The organism is Pseudomonas sp. ASL3, assembly GCF_056680425.1.
The window spans coordinates 316,334-330,524 of record NZ_CM155281.1 but is presented as its reverse complement, the minus strand read 5'-3'; the positions used below and the strand labels follow the sequence as shown (position 1 = coordinate 330,524).

Below are 14,191 nucleotides of genomic sequence, written 5' to 3'. Positions count from 1 at the left end.
GGATTATGAGCAAGCAACCCTCCCTGAGCTACAAAGACGCCGGTGTGGACATCGACGCCGGTGAAGCATTGGTCGAACGCATCAAGAGCGTCGCCAAGCGCACCAAGCGTCCGGAAGTCATGGGCGGCCTGGGTGGCTTCGGCGCCCTTTGCGAAATCCCGGCTGGCTACAAGCAGCCCGTGCTGGTCTCCGGCACCGACGGCGTCGGCACCAAGCTGCGCCTGGCGCTGAACCTGAACAAACACGACACCATCGGCATCGATCTGGTCGCCATGTGCGTCAACGATCTGGTGGTCTGTGGCGCCGAGCCGCTGTTCTTCCTCGATTACTACGCCACCGGCAAGCTCAACGTCGACACCGCAGCCCAGGTCGTGACCGGCATCGGCGCCGGCTGTGAACTGGCCGGTTGCTCGCTGGTAGGCGGCGAAACCGCGGAAATGCCAGGCATGTACGAAGGCGAAGACTACGACCTGGCCGGCTTCTGTGTCGGCGTTGTGGAGAAAGCCGAGATCATCGATGGCTCGAAAGTCGCAGCCGGCGATGCCCTGCTCGCCCTGCCGTCCTCCGGCCCGCACTCCAACGGTTACTCGCTGATCCGCAAGATCATCGAAGTGGCCGGTGCCGATATCGAGAACATCCAGCTCGACAGCAAACCGCTGACCGAACTGCTGATGGCGCCGACCCGTATCTACGTCAAGCCATTGCTCAAGCTGATCAAGGACACTGGCGCAGTCAAGGCCATGGCCCACATCACCGGCGGTGGTCTGCTGGACAATATCCCACGCGTGCTGCCAGCAGGTGCACAGGCGGTGGTCGATGTCGCCAGCTGGCAGCGTCCGGCTGTGTTCGACTGGTTGCAGCAACAAGGTAACGTCGCTGAAACGGAAATGCACCGCGTCCTGAACTGTGGCGTGGGCATGGTCATCTGCGTCGCTCAGGAACACGTCGAAACCGCGTTGAAGGTACTGCGCGAAGCTGGCGAACAACCTTGGGTCATCGGCCAAATCGCCAACGCTGCTGAAGGCGCGGCGCAGGTCGAGCTGAAAAACCTCAAGGCGCACTAATGCCGGCAATGTGTGATGTGGTGGTGCTGCTGTCCGGCACCGGTAGCAACCTGCAAGCCATGATCGACAGCTTCAAGGGCGTCGATCACCCGGCCCGCATCCGCGCGGTGATCTCCAACCGCGCCGATGCGTTCGGCCTGCAACGCGCCACGGACGCGGGCATCGAAACCCGTGTCCTGGATCACAAGGCGTTCGAAGGCCGCGAGGCCTTCGATGCAGCGCTGATCGAGCTGATCGACACCTTCGAACCCAAGCTGGTGGTACTCGCCGGTTTCATGCGCATCCTGAGTGCGAATTTCGTTCGCCACTACCAAGGCCGCCTGCTCAATATCCACCCTTCCTTGCTGCCGCGTTATAAAGGCTTGCACACTCACCAACGGGTGCTGGAAGCTGGCGACAACGAACACGGCTGCAGTGTGCATTTCGTCACAGAGGAACTCGATGGAGGCCCTCTGGTCGTACAGGCAGTAATCCCGGTAGAGTTGAACGACTCGCCAACCAGTCTGGCGCAGCGTGTTCACGTTCAGGAACACCAGATTTATCCGCTGGCAATTCGCTGGTTCGCCGAAGGCCGATTGAGCCTCGGCGAACAAGGCGCATTACTGGACGACCAGTTACTTGCGGCCAGCGGCCACTTGATTCGAATCTAGGAGATATTATGCGTCGCGCTTTGCTCTTCGCTTTCGCTCTGCTCGCACTGCCTGCTGTTCAGGGCGCAGACCTTCTGCCGTACTCCGCCAGTTACACCGCTGACTGGAAGCAACTGCCCATGAGCGGCACTGCCGAACGCAGCCTCACGAAAAACGACAACGACACCTGGACCCTGAGTTTCAAGGCCTCCATGATGATCGCCAGCCTCAGTGAGGTCAGCACGCTCAAGGTCGACAAGGGCACGCTGCTGCCACAAACCTATAACTTCGAACGTGGCGGTCTGGGCAAGTCCAAGAAAGTCAACATGGCGTTCGACTGGACCACCAAGACAGTGACCGGCTCGTACAGCGGCGACGTGGTCAACCTGCCGATCAACCCCGGCATCCTCGACAAGTCGACGTATCAGCTGGCACTGCAGAAGGACGTCGCAGCCGGCAAGAAGAGCATGAGCTACCAGGTCGTCGACGGTGACTCAGTAGACACCTACGATTTCCGTGTACTCGGTTCGGAAAAGGTCGACACCAAGGCCGGCAAGGTCGATGCGATCAAGGTCGAGCGCGTACGCGACCCGACGCAAAATAAACGTATCACAGTCATGTGGTTCGCCAAGGATTGGGATTACCTGCTGGTTCGCCTGCAACAGGTCGAAACCGACGGCAAGGAATACAACATTATGTTGCTGGACGGCACCGTCAACGGCAAAACGGTCAAAGGCAGCTGATTGGCCTGAGTTCGCCAGCGACGCCAAGCCCCGCTTTTTAGCGGGGCTTTTTGTTACGCGAATGATCACCGCAGGAGCCATTCCTCGACTTTTTGCAAAAGTGAATTACAACTTTCGGCCATTTACTTAGGAAGCTAACAAAATATATAAAAGACACCTGCGACGTGTTGCCGCAGCCACCAAGAGTCAGGAGCTTGCACAGATGACCGTAAAAGTTACCGAACGCGACCCTTCCCACCTCTCCCACGAAAATCAGGCCTCTGGCCAGCAGATCTGGGATGTTCATCAACAGGATTTGTTGGTAGGGATGTTCCATAACGAGACGGACGCTCATCAATACAAAGCAGAACTGGAAAACCTGGAAAACCAACGCGCCACGTAAAACGTTATTTCGGAATCGCTGTAAAAACAAAACCCGTCCAGGCGGGTTTCGTTTATCAGAGCCAGACGCTTACCACATCAAATCATCAGGCACCTGATACGCCGCGTACGGATCATCAGCATCCGGCGCTTCGGTCGGGGTGTTGAGCAACACGATCCGGCGTGGATCGCGCTCCTGGATCTTCAGCGCCGCCTCACGCGGGATGATCTCGTAACTGCCACCATGATGCACGATGGCCAGCGAGCCGCTGCTGAGCTTGTTACGCATCAGGGCGTTGACCGAAATGCGCTTGACCTTCTTGTCGTCGACAAAGTTGTAGTAGTCCTCGGTGGTCAGCTTCGGCAGCCGCGACACTTCGATCAGCTGTTTGACCTGCGCGGTGCGGGCCTTCTGCTCGACCTTCTCCTGCTGCTGACGATTGAGCTCCTGATCACGCTTTGCCTTCTCGGCCATGGCCTCTTGGGCAGCACGCTTTTGCGAGTCATCGACTTCGATCTGGCCCTTGTGCGCCAGACGCTGTTCTTTCTGCTTGTCTTTGCTGACCTGTTTGGCCTGCTTTTGGTTGACCAGGCCTGCTTTGAGCAACTGGTCGCGAAGGGAAATGCTCATTGTCTTCTCACTTATGCCCCGTGCTCAGCCACAGCTGGGCACATTCTTTTCCTGACGTTTGGCTTCGCCCCAGAGAGCGTCCATTTCTTCGAGGGTGCAATCTTCAATGGGACGGTGGGTCTCGCGCAATGCCTGTTCGATAAATCGGAAGCGTCTTTCGAATTTAGTGTTCGCCGCACGCAAGGCGCTTTCCGGATCGACCTTGAGGTGCCGGGCCAGATTGACCACCGAGAACAGCAGGTCACCGACCTCATCGGCGATGCCTGCTGCATCGTTATCGGCCATGGCTTCCAGCACTTCATCCAGCTCTTCACGGACCTTGTCGAGCACCGGCAAGGCGTCGGGCCAGTCGAAGCCGACCTGAGCGGCGCGCTTCTGCAACTTGGCCGAGCGGGACAATGCAGGCAACGCCCCCGGTACGTCATCAAGCAACGACAGCTGTTCTGGCACGCCCGCTTTCTCGGCACGCTCTTGGGCCTTGATCTCTTCCCAGCGCTGTTTGACCTGGGCTTCGTCCAGGCGTGGCGTCTCCAGCGGCGCGTACAGATCGCCCGTGGGAAAGACATGCGGATGACGACGAATCAGTTTGCGGGTGATGCTGTCGACCACGCCGTCAAACTCGAAGCGCCCCTCCTCCCGTGCAAGCTGGCTGTAATACACCACTTGAAACAACAGATCGCCCAGTTCGCCCTGCAAGTGATCGAAATCACAGCGCTCGATGGCATCGGCGACTTCGTAGGCTTCTTCCAGGGTGTGGGGCACGATACTGGCGTAGGTTTGTTTGATATCCCACGGACAGCCGAATTGCGGGTCACGCAAGCGGGCCATGAGGTGGAGCAGGTCTTCGAGGTTGTACATCTATAGGTCTCGTTCAAACCAAGCCAGCGCAATCCCCCTGTAGGAGCTGCCGCAGGCTGCGATAAGGCCCGCAGGGCCTTCATCTCTGTGACCGCTTCGCGATCAATCGCAGCCTTCGGCAGCTCCTACAAGGGAACGCCGCCAATCAGGGCGTACGGTTACGCCGCGTCTCGATGATGTTCGGTAGCTGGGAAATCCGCCCCAGCAGTCGCCCCAATGCATCCAGCCCTGGGATCTCGATGGTCAGCGACATCAGTGCAGTGTTGTCTTCCTTGTTCGAGCGGGTGTTGACCGCCAGCACATTGATCCGCTCGTTGAGCAGCACCTGGGAAACGTCACGCAGCAAACCGGATCGGTCGTAAGCGCGAATAACGATGTCCACCGGATAGGTGAGCACCGGCACCGGCCCCCAACTGACCTGGATGATCCGCTCAGGCTCGCGGCCGCCCAGCTGTAGCACCGACGCGCAATCCTGGCGGTGAATGCTGACGCCACGGCCCTGAGTGATGTAGCCGACGATGGCATCGCCCGGCAGCGGCTGACAGCAGCCGGCCATTTGCGTCATCAGGTTGCCGACGCCCTGGATCTGGATATCGCCGCGCTTGCCCGGCTTGTAGCCTGTGGCCTTGCGCGGGATCAGCTCCAGTTGTTCGTGACCCCGCTCCGGCTCGACCAGTTGTTGCGCGGCGTTGACCAACTGCGCCAGACGCAGGTCGCCGGCACCGAGGGCGGCGAACATGTCTTCGGAGGTCTTCATGTTGGCTTTTTCCGCCAACTTGTCGAAATCCACCTGCGGCAGTGCCAGGCGCCCGAGTTCACGCTCCAGCAGGGTTTTACCGGCGGCGACGTTCTGGTCGCGAGCCTGCAACTTGAACCAGTGGACGATCTTCGCCCGTGCTCGCGACGTGGTGATATAACCCAGGTTCGAGTTCAGCCAGTCGCGGCTTGGAGTGCCGTGTTTGCTGGTGATGATCTCGACCTGCTCACCGGTCTGCAGGCTGTAGTTGAGCGGCACGATGCGCCCATTGATCTTGGCGCCACGGCAGTTGTGGCCGATTTCGGTGTGTACGCGATAAGCGAAGTCCAGCGGCGTCGAGCCTTTGGGCAAGTCGATGGCGTGTCCGTCGGGGGTGAAGACATAGACCCGATCCGGCTCGATATCGACCCGCAACTGGTCCGCCAACCCGCCAATATCACCCAGCTCTTCGTGCCACTCTAGTACCTGACGCAGCCAGGAGATTTTCTCTTCGTAATGGTTGGAACTGGATTTGACGTCGGTGCCCTTGTAGCGCCAGTGCGCGCAGACACCCAGTTCCGCCTCTTCATGCATGGCATGGGTGCGGATCTGCACCTCCAGCACCTTGCCTTCCGGGCCGATCACCGCCGTGTGCAGCGAACGGTAGCCGTTCTCCTTGGGGTTGGCGATGTAGTCGTCGAACTCCTTGGGAATATGCCGCCAGAGTGTATGAACGATGCCCAGCGCGGTGTAGCAGTCGCGCATTTCCGGTACCAGCACGCGTACGGCTCGCACGTCGTAGATCTGGCTGAATTCCAGACCCTTGCGCTGCATTTTGCGCCAGATGGAATAGATGTGTTTGGCCCGACCGCTGATGTCGGCCTTCACGCCAGTGGCCAGCAGCTCGTTTTCCAGCTGGCCCATGACATCACTGATGAAACGCTCGCGATCGAGTCGGCGCTCATGCAGCAATTTGGCGATCTGTTTGTATTGCTCGGGTTCGAGGTAGCGGAAGGACAGATCCTCCAGCTCCCATTTGATATGACCGATGCCCAGCCGGTGTGCCAGCGGCGCATAGATGTCGAAGACTTCGCGGGCCACGCGCTCGCGCTTCTTCTCGTCGGTGTTCTTTACCGCTCGAATCGCGCAGGTGCGCTCGGCCAGTTTGATCAGGGCAACGCGCACGTCGTCGACCATTGCCACCAGCATCTTGCGCAGGTTTTCTACCTGGGCCTGACTGCCCAGTACCAACGACTGGCGCGGGCTGAGACTGGCGCTGATCGCCGCCATGCGCAGCACGCCATCGATCAGTTTGGCAACAGTGGGACCGAAGCGCTGGGCAACGTCCGGAAGCGGGATCTTGCCCTCCCGCACGCCACGGTAGATAACGGCGGCGACCAGTGAGTCCTGATCGAGCTTGAGGTCAGCGAGGATCTCCGCGATTTCCAGGCCGGCCCGGAAACTGGAGGTGCCTTCTGCCCATAAGTTCTTCGAGGCGTTGTCCTGTTGCTCGGCATGGCGGGCAAACTCGCAAGCCTCTTTCAAGGCTTGTCGGTCCAACGCGAGGTCGACGCTGACTACATGATCGAGCCATGCATCGAGATTGATACTGCCATCGGTGTTGATCGGCTGGTGCGCTCTCACCTGTACCATGTTGCTTACCTTCCCTACGGCGCGATAAAAAGCGCCTTCAGTCGCCGGCCTTCTTGAGCAAACGCTCCTTGCTGGGCAGGCAAGGGCTGTGCGTTCGCGGGCCAGTCGGATTAAACGAGATTCCTTGTGAGCTGCTGACTCGTTTCCTTAAGCCGTGCCGCTCACTTACTCGCTTCAAATAAAGCCATCGCCTCGACATGAGCCGTTTGCGGAAACATATCGAGGATTCCGGCACGTTTTAATCTATAGCCCTGTTTGATCAATTCGACAGTGTCGCGCGCCAAAGTTGCGGGGTTGCATGACACATAAAGCAACCGTTCGGCACCTAATGTCGAGAGCTTGCGTACCACCTCAAAAGCGCCGTCGCGCGGTGGATCCAAGAGTACCGCAGAAAAGCCTTTTGCGGCCCAGCTCGCTTGCGCCAATGGCTGCGACAAATCTGCCTGAAAGAACTGCACATTGTGCAGATCATTGCTCATGGCATTACCCCTGGCACGTTCGACCATGTTCGCAACGCCTTCCACCGCCACGACCTCGCGAGCCTGTCTGGCCAGCGGTAACGCGAAGTTACCCAACCCACAAAACAGATCCAGAATCCGCTCGTCGGCCTGCGGCGCCAGCCACTCCAGCGCCTGGGCGATCATCGCGGCGTTGACCGCGGCGTTGACCTGAATGAAATCCCCTGGCCGGTAAGCCAATTGCAAATCCCACTGCTCCAGCCGATAGCCCAATTGTTGACTCGGATCGACCGGTTGCGGCTCACCCTCGCCGTGCAGCCACAACTGCGCGTCATGGACCTGACAGAACGCCTGCAACGTCTCCAGATCCGCCTCGGCCAACGGCGCGGTATGGCGCAGCAACACGGCAGTCGACGAACCGCTGAACAGTTCGACATGCCCCACGACCTGCGGCTTGCTGAAGCGGCGCAGCATGGCCGGCAACTGAGTCATGATTGGTTGCAAGGCCTGTACCAGCACCGGGCATTCTTCGATGGCGACGATGTCCTGACTGGACGCAGCACGGAAACCTACATCAAGCCGCTTGGCTTTGGCGTCCCAGCGTACAGCGACCCGCGCCCGCCGCCGGTAGGCGAACTCAGGCCCCGTCAACGGCGCGGCCCACTCTTCGGGCTCGACACCCGCAACCCGGGTCAATTGCTCAGCGAGCATGCGCTGTTTCAGGGCAAGCTGTTCGCTATGAGGCAAGTGCTGGACGCTGCACCCGCCACACCGGCCGAAATGCACGCAAAGGGCGGGGCGACGCAATGGGCTGGCCTGGAAGACCCGTTCGGTGCGGGCTTCGACGACCTTGCCGTGGGCATTGAGTACCCGCGCTTCGACCTCTTCACCCGCCAGACTGCCAGCGACGAACCAGGTGCGGCCTTCGACGAAAGCGATACCGCGCCCGTCGTTGGCCAGGCGTTCGATGGTCAGCCGTTGTTTTTTGCCGGTCGGTACCTGGGGCGCCTTTGTACCGCCAGTGGGCTGGAAGCGCAGGCCTCTCTCATGCTTGGCCATCAGTTGGGCACATCGTAGACACCGGTCGACAAGTAACGGTCGCCACGGTCACAAATGATCGCGACCATGACCGCATTCTCGACTTCCCGGGACAGGCGCAACATGCCCGCCACCGCACCACCGGACGACACACCACAGAAGATGCCTTCTTCGCGGGCCAGTCGACGCGTCACGTCTTCGGCTTCGGCTTGCGCCATATCGACGATCCGGTCCACCCGATCGGCCTGATAGATCTTCGGCAAATATTCTTCCGGCCAGCGACGAATGCCGGGAATCGACGCTCCGTCCATGGGTTGCAAACCGATGATCTGCACCTGAGGGTTTTGCTCCTTGAGGTAACGCGAGACCCCCATGATGGTGCCCGTGGTGCCCATGGAACTGATGAAATGAGTGATGGTGCCGCCTGTCTGCTGCCAGATTTCCGGGCCGGTGCCGGTGTAATGCGCCTCTGGGTTATCAGCATTGGCGAACTGGTCCAGCACCTTGCCACGGCCTTCGGCCTGCATGCGTTCAGCGAGGTCGCGGGCGCCTTCCATGCCCTCGTCCTTGCTGACCAGAATCAACTCGGCGCCATAGGCAGTCATCGCCGCCTTGCGCTCGGCGCTGGAGTTGTCCGGCATGATCAGGATCATGCGGTAGCCTTTGATCGCGGCGGCCATGGCCAGCGCGATGCCGGTGTTGCCGGACGTCGCTTCGATCAGGGTGTCGCCCTGATGAATCTGCCCGCGCAGTTCGGCGCGGATGATCATCGACAGCGCCGGACGATCCTTGACCGAGCCGGCAGGGTTATTCCCCTCGAGCTTCAACAGCAAGGTATTGGTTGTGTCGCCGGGCAGGCGTTGCAAACGAACCAGCGGGGTGTTGCCGACGCAATCGGCGATGGTTTGATACTGCAGGGTCATGGCGTCTTCGCAATCCAGACTGCGGGGGCGCCTATCATAACGGTAAACGTCTAAACCCCATATCACGCAAAGTGCGCGGTATATGGCTTAAAGCTATAAGCAGCAGAAATGCGAGGTTGCGGCGCCTGACGAATTCGCAGCGGGACGCGTAGTTGCAAGCCTGCTCCCAGAATTCATATCAACACGGTGCAGCTATTTGCCGAGATTGCCCGCCAGCAACTCGCTACACTGCGGAAATATCGATCGCCGGAAGCGATCTTGGACATATGTGGCGTGGGTGCTGGAGAAATAGCGTGCTGAACAAGCTGGGTATCAAAGGCCGTGTGCTGCTGTTGACCATTGTCCCCGCCCTGCTGATGGCAGTGGTGCTGGGCGGCTATTTCACCTGGATGCAGCTGTCCGACCTGCAAACCCAACTGCTGCAACGTGGCGAAATGATCGCCGAAGAGCTCGCGCCGCTGGCCGCCCCCGCGCTGGGCCGCAATGACCGCATGCTGCTCGAACGCATCGCAGGGCAGGCGCTGGAGCAAGCGGACGTGCGCGCCGTGTCCTTTCTCGATGCCGACCGCGATACCCTGGCTCATGCCGGGCCGAGCATGCTCAACCAACCGCCCACGGGCAACAGCACCCACCTGCTGCAACGCTCCGGCAATGACGCCACACGCTTTCTATTGCCCGTGTTCGGCCGACAGCGTCATCTGACCGGTAACATAGTTCCCGAGGAGGCCGACCGCCTGATTGGCTGGGTCGAGCTGGAACTCTCACATAACGGCACCTTGTTACGCGGCTATCGCAGCCTGTTCGCCAGCCTGCTGCTGATCGCCACGGGGCTGATTCTGACAGCGGTTCTGGCGGTGCGCATGAGCCGCACCATCAACGTGCCGATCAGCCGAATCAAACTGGCAGTGACGCAACTCAAAGACGGCAACCTGGAAGTCCGCCTGCCACCGCTGGGCAGTCTGGAACTGGATGAGCTGGCCTCCGGCATCAACCGCATGGCAGCGACCCTGCAAAATGCTCAGGAAGAATTGCAGCACAGCATCGATCAGGCCACCGAAGACGTGCGGCAAAATCTGGAAACCATCGAAATCCAGAACATCGAGTTGGACCTGGCGCGCAAAGAAGCGCTTGAGGCCAGTCGGATCAAATCCGAATTCCTCGCCAACATGAGCCACGAGATCCGCACGCCACTCAATGGCATCCTCGGTTTTACCCATTTGCTGCAAAAAAGCGAGTTGACCCCACGCCAGCTGGATTATCTGGGCACCATCGAGAAGTCCGCCGACAGCCTGTTGAGCATCATCAACGAGATTCTCGACTTCTCGAAAATCGAAGCCGGCAAACTGGTGCTCGACAGCGCCCCGTTCAACCTGCGCGACCTGCTGCAGGACACCCTGACCATCCTCGCCCCGGCCGCCCACGCCAAACAGCTGGAACTGGTCAGCCTGGTGTACCGCGACACGCCCTTGTCGCTGCTCGGCGATCCGCTGCGGCTCAAACAGATCCTGACCAACCTGGTCAGCAACGCCATCAAGTTCACCCGCGAGGGCACCATCGTCGCCCGCGCCATGCTCGAAGACGAGCAAGAAGACAGCGTGCAACTGCGCATCAGCGTGCAGGACACCGGCATCGGCCTGTCCAGTCAGGACGTGCGCGCGCTGTTTCAGGCGTTCAGCCAGGCTGACAATTCGCTGTCACGACAACCGGGCGGCACCGGGCTGGGGCTGGTGATTTCCAAACGACTGATCGAACAAATGGGCGGCGAAATCGGCGTCGACAGCACGCCGGGCGAAGGCTCGGAGTTCTGGATCAGCCTGAACCTGCCCAAAACCCGCGATGATCTGGAAGACTTGCCCGCCCCGCCGCTGCTGGGACGTCGGGTCGCGGTACTGGAAAATCACGAACTGGCACGTCAGGCCTTACAGCATCAACTGGAAGATTGCGGTCTGGAAACGATTGTCTTCAACAATCTGGAAAGCCTGATCAATGGCGTCACAGCGGCACATCAAACCCCGCAGGCCATCGATTTGTCGGTGCTGGGCATCACCGCCCACCAACTGCCACCCGAACGACTGCGCCAACATATCTGGGACCTGGAAAACCTCGGCTGCAAAGTGCTGGTACTGTGCCCGACCACCGAGCAGGCGCAATTCCAGTTGGCCGTGCCCAACGCCCACAGCCAGTTGCAGGTGAAACCGGCCTGCACCCGCAAGCTGCGACGCAGCCTGTCCGAGCTGATCAACCCCAAACACCAGCGCAACGATGTCGCCGAACCATTGTCCAGTCGCGCGCCGCGCTTGCTCTGCGTCGATGACAATCCGGCCAACCTGTTGCTGGTGCAGACGTTGCTCGAAGACATGGGCGCCAACGTGTTGGCGGTCGACAGCGGCTACGCAGCAGTGAAAGCGGTGCAGAAAGAAACCTTCGACCTGGTGCTGATGGACGTGCAGATGCCCGGCATGGATGGGCGTCAAGCCACCGAGGAGATCCGCGCCTGGGAAGTCGAGCGGGGAAGTACCTCACTGCCGATCGTTGCCCTCACCGCCCACGCCATGGCCAACGAAAAGCGCGCCCTGCTGCAAAGCGGAATGGACGATTACCTGACCAAGCCCATCAGCGAACGGCAATTGGCCCAGGTGGTACTCAAATGGACCGGTCTGGCGCTGCGAAACCACGCGCCTGAACGCCACAACGAAAACATGCGTAACGGCATGGATCTGCACGTTCTCGACCATGAAGAAGGCTTGCGTCTGGCAGCGGGCAAGGCCGATCTGGCGGCGGACATGCTGGCGATGCTCCTCGCCTCGCTGGACACCGACCGTGAAGCTATTCGCTGTGCCCGCGAGGCCCACGACAAGCTGGCGCTGATCGAACGTGTGCATCGTCTTCACGGAGCGACCCGTTATTGCGGCGTGCCGCAACTGCGCGCCGCCTGTCAACGCAGTGAAACCTTGCTCAAGCAGGATGCACCTGAAGCCGAGGCCGCCCTCGATGAGCTGGCCATGGCCATCACACGACTGGCCATCGAGGCACGCGTGAGTGCTTGATCTGGGGCACTGAGCAGGATTGGGATTTTTTGTAGAGTGGATCATTTGTAGGAGCGCGCTTGCCCGCGATGGCGGTGTGTCAGGCGCAGAAGGTCCTCCGGCCCTTATCGCGGGCAAGAACTCGGCGTCCCCCCCTCTCCTACATGGATCTCATCGCCACGGAGGTTTGTTCATGCGCACACTTATCTTCAGCAGCCAGAACTACGACCGCGACAGTTTTCTCGCGGCCCGCTTACCGCCTGGCGTAGAACTGCATTTCCAGCCCGCACGTCTGAACCTCGACACTGTCGCACTGGCCGACCGGCATCCGGTGGTCTGCGCCTTCATCAATGACGACCTCAGCGCGCCGGTGCTGGAGCAACTGGCCGCTGGCGGTACACGCCTGATCGCCTTGCGTTCGGCGGGTTACAACCATGTGGATCTGGCGACCGCGCAAAAGCTCGGTCTCAGCGTGGTGCGGGTGCCTGCCTATTCACCGCACGCCGTGGCCGAACATGCCGTGGCCCTGATCCTGGCCCTCAACCGCCATCTGCACCGTGCGTACAACCGCACCCGAGACGGCGACTTCAGCCTGCACGGTCTGACCGGCTTCGATCTGGTGGGTAAAACCGTCGGCATCATCGGCACTGGGCAAATCGGCGCTACCTTCGCCCGGATCATGGCCGGGTTCGGCTGCACCTTGCTGGCCCACGACCCTTACCCTAACCCGCAGGTCGAAGCCCTGGGCGCGCGCTACTTGAGTTTGCCGGAGCTGCTGGCGCAGGCGCAGATCATCAGCCTGCACTGCCCGCTGACCGCACAGAGCAAACACCTGATCAACAGCGCGTCCCTGGCGCAGATGCAACCCGGTGCCATGCTGATCAACACCGGACGTGGCGCGCTGGTCGACACGCCGGCCCTGATCGAAGCGCTGAAAAGCGGGCAATTGGGCTATCTGGGGCTGGATGTGTATGAAGAAGAGGCGCAACTGTTCTTCGAAGATCGCTCCGACCAGCCGTTGCAGGACGACGTACTGGCCCGTCTGCTGACCTTTCCTAACGTCATCATTACCGCTCATCAGGCTTTTCTGACCCGCGAAGCGCTGGGCGCTATTGCTCAGACCACCCTGGACAACATCGCAGCCTGGTCCGAAGGCTCGCCACAGAATCAGGTCGAGGGTTAAAAACTGGTAGGATGCGCGCAGATTTGGAGGACCCATGGTCGAACACGATTTCCGCTACAGCCTGCTCAACCCACAACACACCCTGATCGAATGCCGCGCACTGGCTCCCGGTCGTTATCAAGTCACCGGCAACGGCGGCTCGATCCACGCCGATGATGTGCTTTTGGTCACGCTTAAAGGCAGCAAGGACTTGTCCATGCGCCTGACCGTGGACAAAGTTCGGCACTTGATCAATCCACGCGGCCAATGGGTCGCAGTGGCGCAGGGTCCAGCTTTCGCTGAACTGGCGATTCATCAGTGGCAGGTCAACTGCAACGGTTGCGCGACCGAGCTGAAGTTCGAGTTCGCGGTCGACGCCAAGCTCGGCACCAAGGCGCAAAAACCGGCGGCCGCCGCACGCATTGCCGAGTTGGGCTGGAAAACCGAGGCTGACAAGCACTTTTGCCGCAAATGCCAGGAGAAAGCCGCATGATGCGCGCCGCCCTGCTTGGCCTGGCCGGCAGCACCCTGCTGGGCTGCGCTGCTGAACCGTCGCCAGTGCAACGCGATCACAGCTACCTGCTGGAATGGATTGGCGAACGTCCACTGGTCGACCGCAGCCACCTGACCATGACCCTGGGCGAAGATGGCCGCGCCTACGGCAACGCTGGTTGCAACCATTGGTTCGCGCCTTACTCGCTGGAAGGCGAAAAGGTCGTCTTCGGTATGGTCGGCAGCACCCGCAAGGTGTGTGCGCCAGCGTTGATGGAACAGGAACAGCGCTTCCTCGACGCCCTGACCAAAGTGCAACATTGGGACATCTCACCCATCGAACAACTGCGCCTGTGGCCTGCCGAAGGCAAGCCACTGCGGTTCTGGCTGGAAGACAGTTGAGTTAGCGTCGCTGGCG

The 14,191-nt window shown here is 60.2% G+C and carries 13 protein-coding genes; 8 read left to right on the top strand and 5 right to left on the bottom strand.

The window, feature by feature from the left end; genetic code table 11:
• The first annotated feature begins 5 nt into the window (after positions 1-5).
• From purM to AC1MEE_RS01520, 4 genes are all read left to right on the top strand, one after another.
• The gene (purM, locus tag AC1MEE_RS01535) at positions 6-1,064 is read left to right on the top strand and encodes a phosphoribosylformylglycinamidine cyclo-ligase (protein WP_480413460.1); all 1,059 of its coding nucleotides are present in this window, start codon (positions 6-8) and stop codon (positions 1,062-1,064) included.
• Positions 1,064-1,714, top strand: a complete 651-nt coding sequence (gene purN / locus AC1MEE_RS01530; protein WP_480413459.1) for a phosphoribosylglycinamide formyltransferase — start codon at positions 1,064-1,066, stop codon at positions 1,712-1,714. Before purM ends, purN begins: the two co-directional genes overlap by 1 nt.
• Before the next feature lie 8 nt (positions 1,715-1,722).
• Positions 1,723-2,436 carry a DUF3108 domain-containing protein gene (locus AC1MEE_RS01525; protein ID WP_480413458.1) on the top strand — a complete coding sequence of 238 codons (714 nt, stop codon included), beginning with the start codon at positions 1,723-1,725 and terminating at the stop codon, positions 2,434-2,436.
• A gap of 202 nt (positions 2,437-2,638) precedes the next feature.
• Positions 2,639-2,818, top strand: a complete 180-nt coding sequence (locus AC1MEE_RS01520) for a hypothetical protein (protein ID WP_480413457.1) — start codon at positions 2,639-2,641, stop codon at positions 2,816-2,818.
• Positions 2,819-2,887: 69 nt separating this feature from the next.
• On the opposite strand, the gene AC1MEE_RS01515 is transcribed toward AC1MEE_RS01520, so the two are convergent.
• The 5 genes from AC1MEE_RS01515 to cysM all read right to left on the bottom strand — a co-directional run bounded on the left by AC1MEE_RS01515 (position 2,888) and on the right by cysM (position 9,093).
• Positions 2,888-3,427 (bottom strand): DUF2058 domain-containing protein, encoded by a 540-nt coding sequence (locus tag AC1MEE_RS01515; protein ID WP_480413456.1) that lies wholly within the window; start codon positions 3,425-3,427, stop codon positions 2,888-2,890.
• Positions 3,428-3,451: 24 nt separating this feature from the next.
• Positions 3,452-4,285 carry a nucleoside triphosphate pyrophosphohydrolase gene (mazG, locus tag AC1MEE_RS01510; RefSeq protein ID WP_480413453.1) on the bottom strand — a complete coding sequence of 278 codons (834 nt, stop codon included), beginning with the start codon at positions 4,283-4,285 and terminating at the stop codon, positions 3,452-3,454.
• Positions 4,286-4,430: 145 nt separating this feature from the next.
• Positions 4,431-6,674, bottom strand: a complete 2,244-nt coding sequence (gene relA / locus AC1MEE_RS01505) for a GTP diphosphokinase (RefSeq protein WP_480413452.1) — start codon at positions 6,672-6,674, stop codon at positions 4,431-4,433.
• A 161-nt stretch (positions 6,675-6,835) separates the two neighbouring features.
• Complete coding sequence (gene rlmD, locus AC1MEE_RS01500; RefSeq protein ID WP_480413451.1) at positions 6,836-8,191, bottom strand: 23S rRNA (uracil(1939)-C(5))-methyltransferase RlmD; 1,356 nt, start codon at positions 8,189-8,191, stop codon at positions 6,836-6,838.
• A complete protein-coding gene (cysM, locus tag AC1MEE_RS01495) occupies positions 8,191-9,093 on the bottom strand; it encodes a cysteine synthase CysM (protein WP_480413450.1) in 903 nt (300 codons plus the stop codon). Before cysM ends, rlmD begins: the two co-directional genes overlap by 1 nt.
• A gap of 293 nt (positions 9,094-9,386) precedes the next feature.
• On the opposite strand from cysM, the gene AC1MEE_RS01490 reads away from it, so the two are divergent.
• From AC1MEE_RS01490 to AC1MEE_RS01475, 4 genes are all read left to right on the top strand, one after another.
• A complete protein-coding gene (locus AC1MEE_RS01490) occupies positions 9,387-12,140 on the top strand; it encodes a response regulator (protein WP_480413449.1) in 2,754 nt (917 codons plus the stop codon).
• 172 nt (positions 12,141-12,312) lie between these two features.
• Positions 12,313-13,302, top strand: coding sequence for a 2-hydroxyacid dehydrogenase (locus AC1MEE_RS01485; RefSeq protein WP_480413448.1), 990 nt, complete (start codon positions 12,313-12,315; stop codon positions 13,300-13,302).
• Positions 13,303-13,336: 34 nt separating this feature from the next.
• Positions 13,337-13,774 carry a hypothetical protein gene (locus tag AC1MEE_RS01480; protein ID WP_480413447.1) on the top strand — a complete coding sequence of 146 codons (438 nt, stop codon included), beginning with the start codon at positions 13,337-13,339 and terminating at the stop codon, positions 13,772-13,774.
• Positions 13,771-14,175 (top strand): META domain-containing protein, encoded by a 405-nt coding sequence (locus tag AC1MEE_RS01475; RefSeq protein ID WP_480413446.1) that lies wholly within the window; start codon positions 13,771-13,773, stop codon positions 14,173-14,175. The genes AC1MEE_RS01480 and AC1MEE_RS01475 overlap by 4 nt, the downstream gene beginning before the upstream one ends.
• Positions 14,176-14,191 lie beyond the last annotated feature (16 nt).

Coding starts and splice junctions, on each gene's coding strand:
- purM (WP_480413460.1), top strand. CDS start 6: ATGAGCAAGCAACCCTCCCTGAGCTACAAAGACGCCGGTGTGGACATC.
- AC1MEE_RS01520 (WP_480413457.1), top strand. CDS start 2,639: ATGACCGTAAAAGTTACCGAACGCGACCCTTCCCACCTCTCCCACGAA.
- AC1MEE_RS01515 (WP_480413456.1), bottom strand. CDS start 3,427: ATGAGCATTTCCCTTCGCGACCAGTTGCTCAAAGCAGGCCTGGTCAAC.
- AC1MEE_RS01525 (WP_480413458.1), top strand. CDS start 1,723: ATGCGTCGCGCTTTGCTCTTCGCTTTCGCTCTGCTCGCACTGCCTGCT.
- cysM (WP_480413450.1), bottom strand. CDS start 9,093: ATGACCCTGCAGTATCAAACCATCGCCGATTGCGTCGGCAACACCCCG.
- AC1MEE_RS01485 (WP_480413448.1), top strand. CDS start 12,313: ATGCGCACACTTATCTTCAGCAGCCAGAACTACGACCGCGACAGTTTT.
- relA (WP_480413452.1), bottom strand. CDS start 6,674: ATGGTACAGGTGAGAGCGCACCAGCCGATCAACACCGATGGCAGTATC.
- purN (WP_480413459.1), top strand. CDS start 1,064: ATGCCGGCAATGTGTGATGTGGTGGTGCTGCTGTCCGGCACCGGTAGC.
- AC1MEE_RS01480 (WP_480413447.1), top strand. CDS start 13,337: ATGGTCGAACACGATTTCCGCTACAGCCTGCTCAACCCACAACACACC.
- mazG (WP_480413453.1), bottom strand. CDS start 4,285: ATGTACAACCTCGAAGACCTGCTCCACCTCATGGCCCGCTTGCGTGAC.
- AC1MEE_RS01475 (WP_480413446.1), top strand. CDS start 13,771: ATGATGCGCGCCGCCCTGCTTGGCCTGGCCGGCAGCACCCTGCTGGGC.
- rlmD (WP_480413451.1), bottom strand. CDS start 8,191: ATGGCCAAGCATGAGAGAGGCCTGCGCTTCCAGCCCACTGGCGGTACA.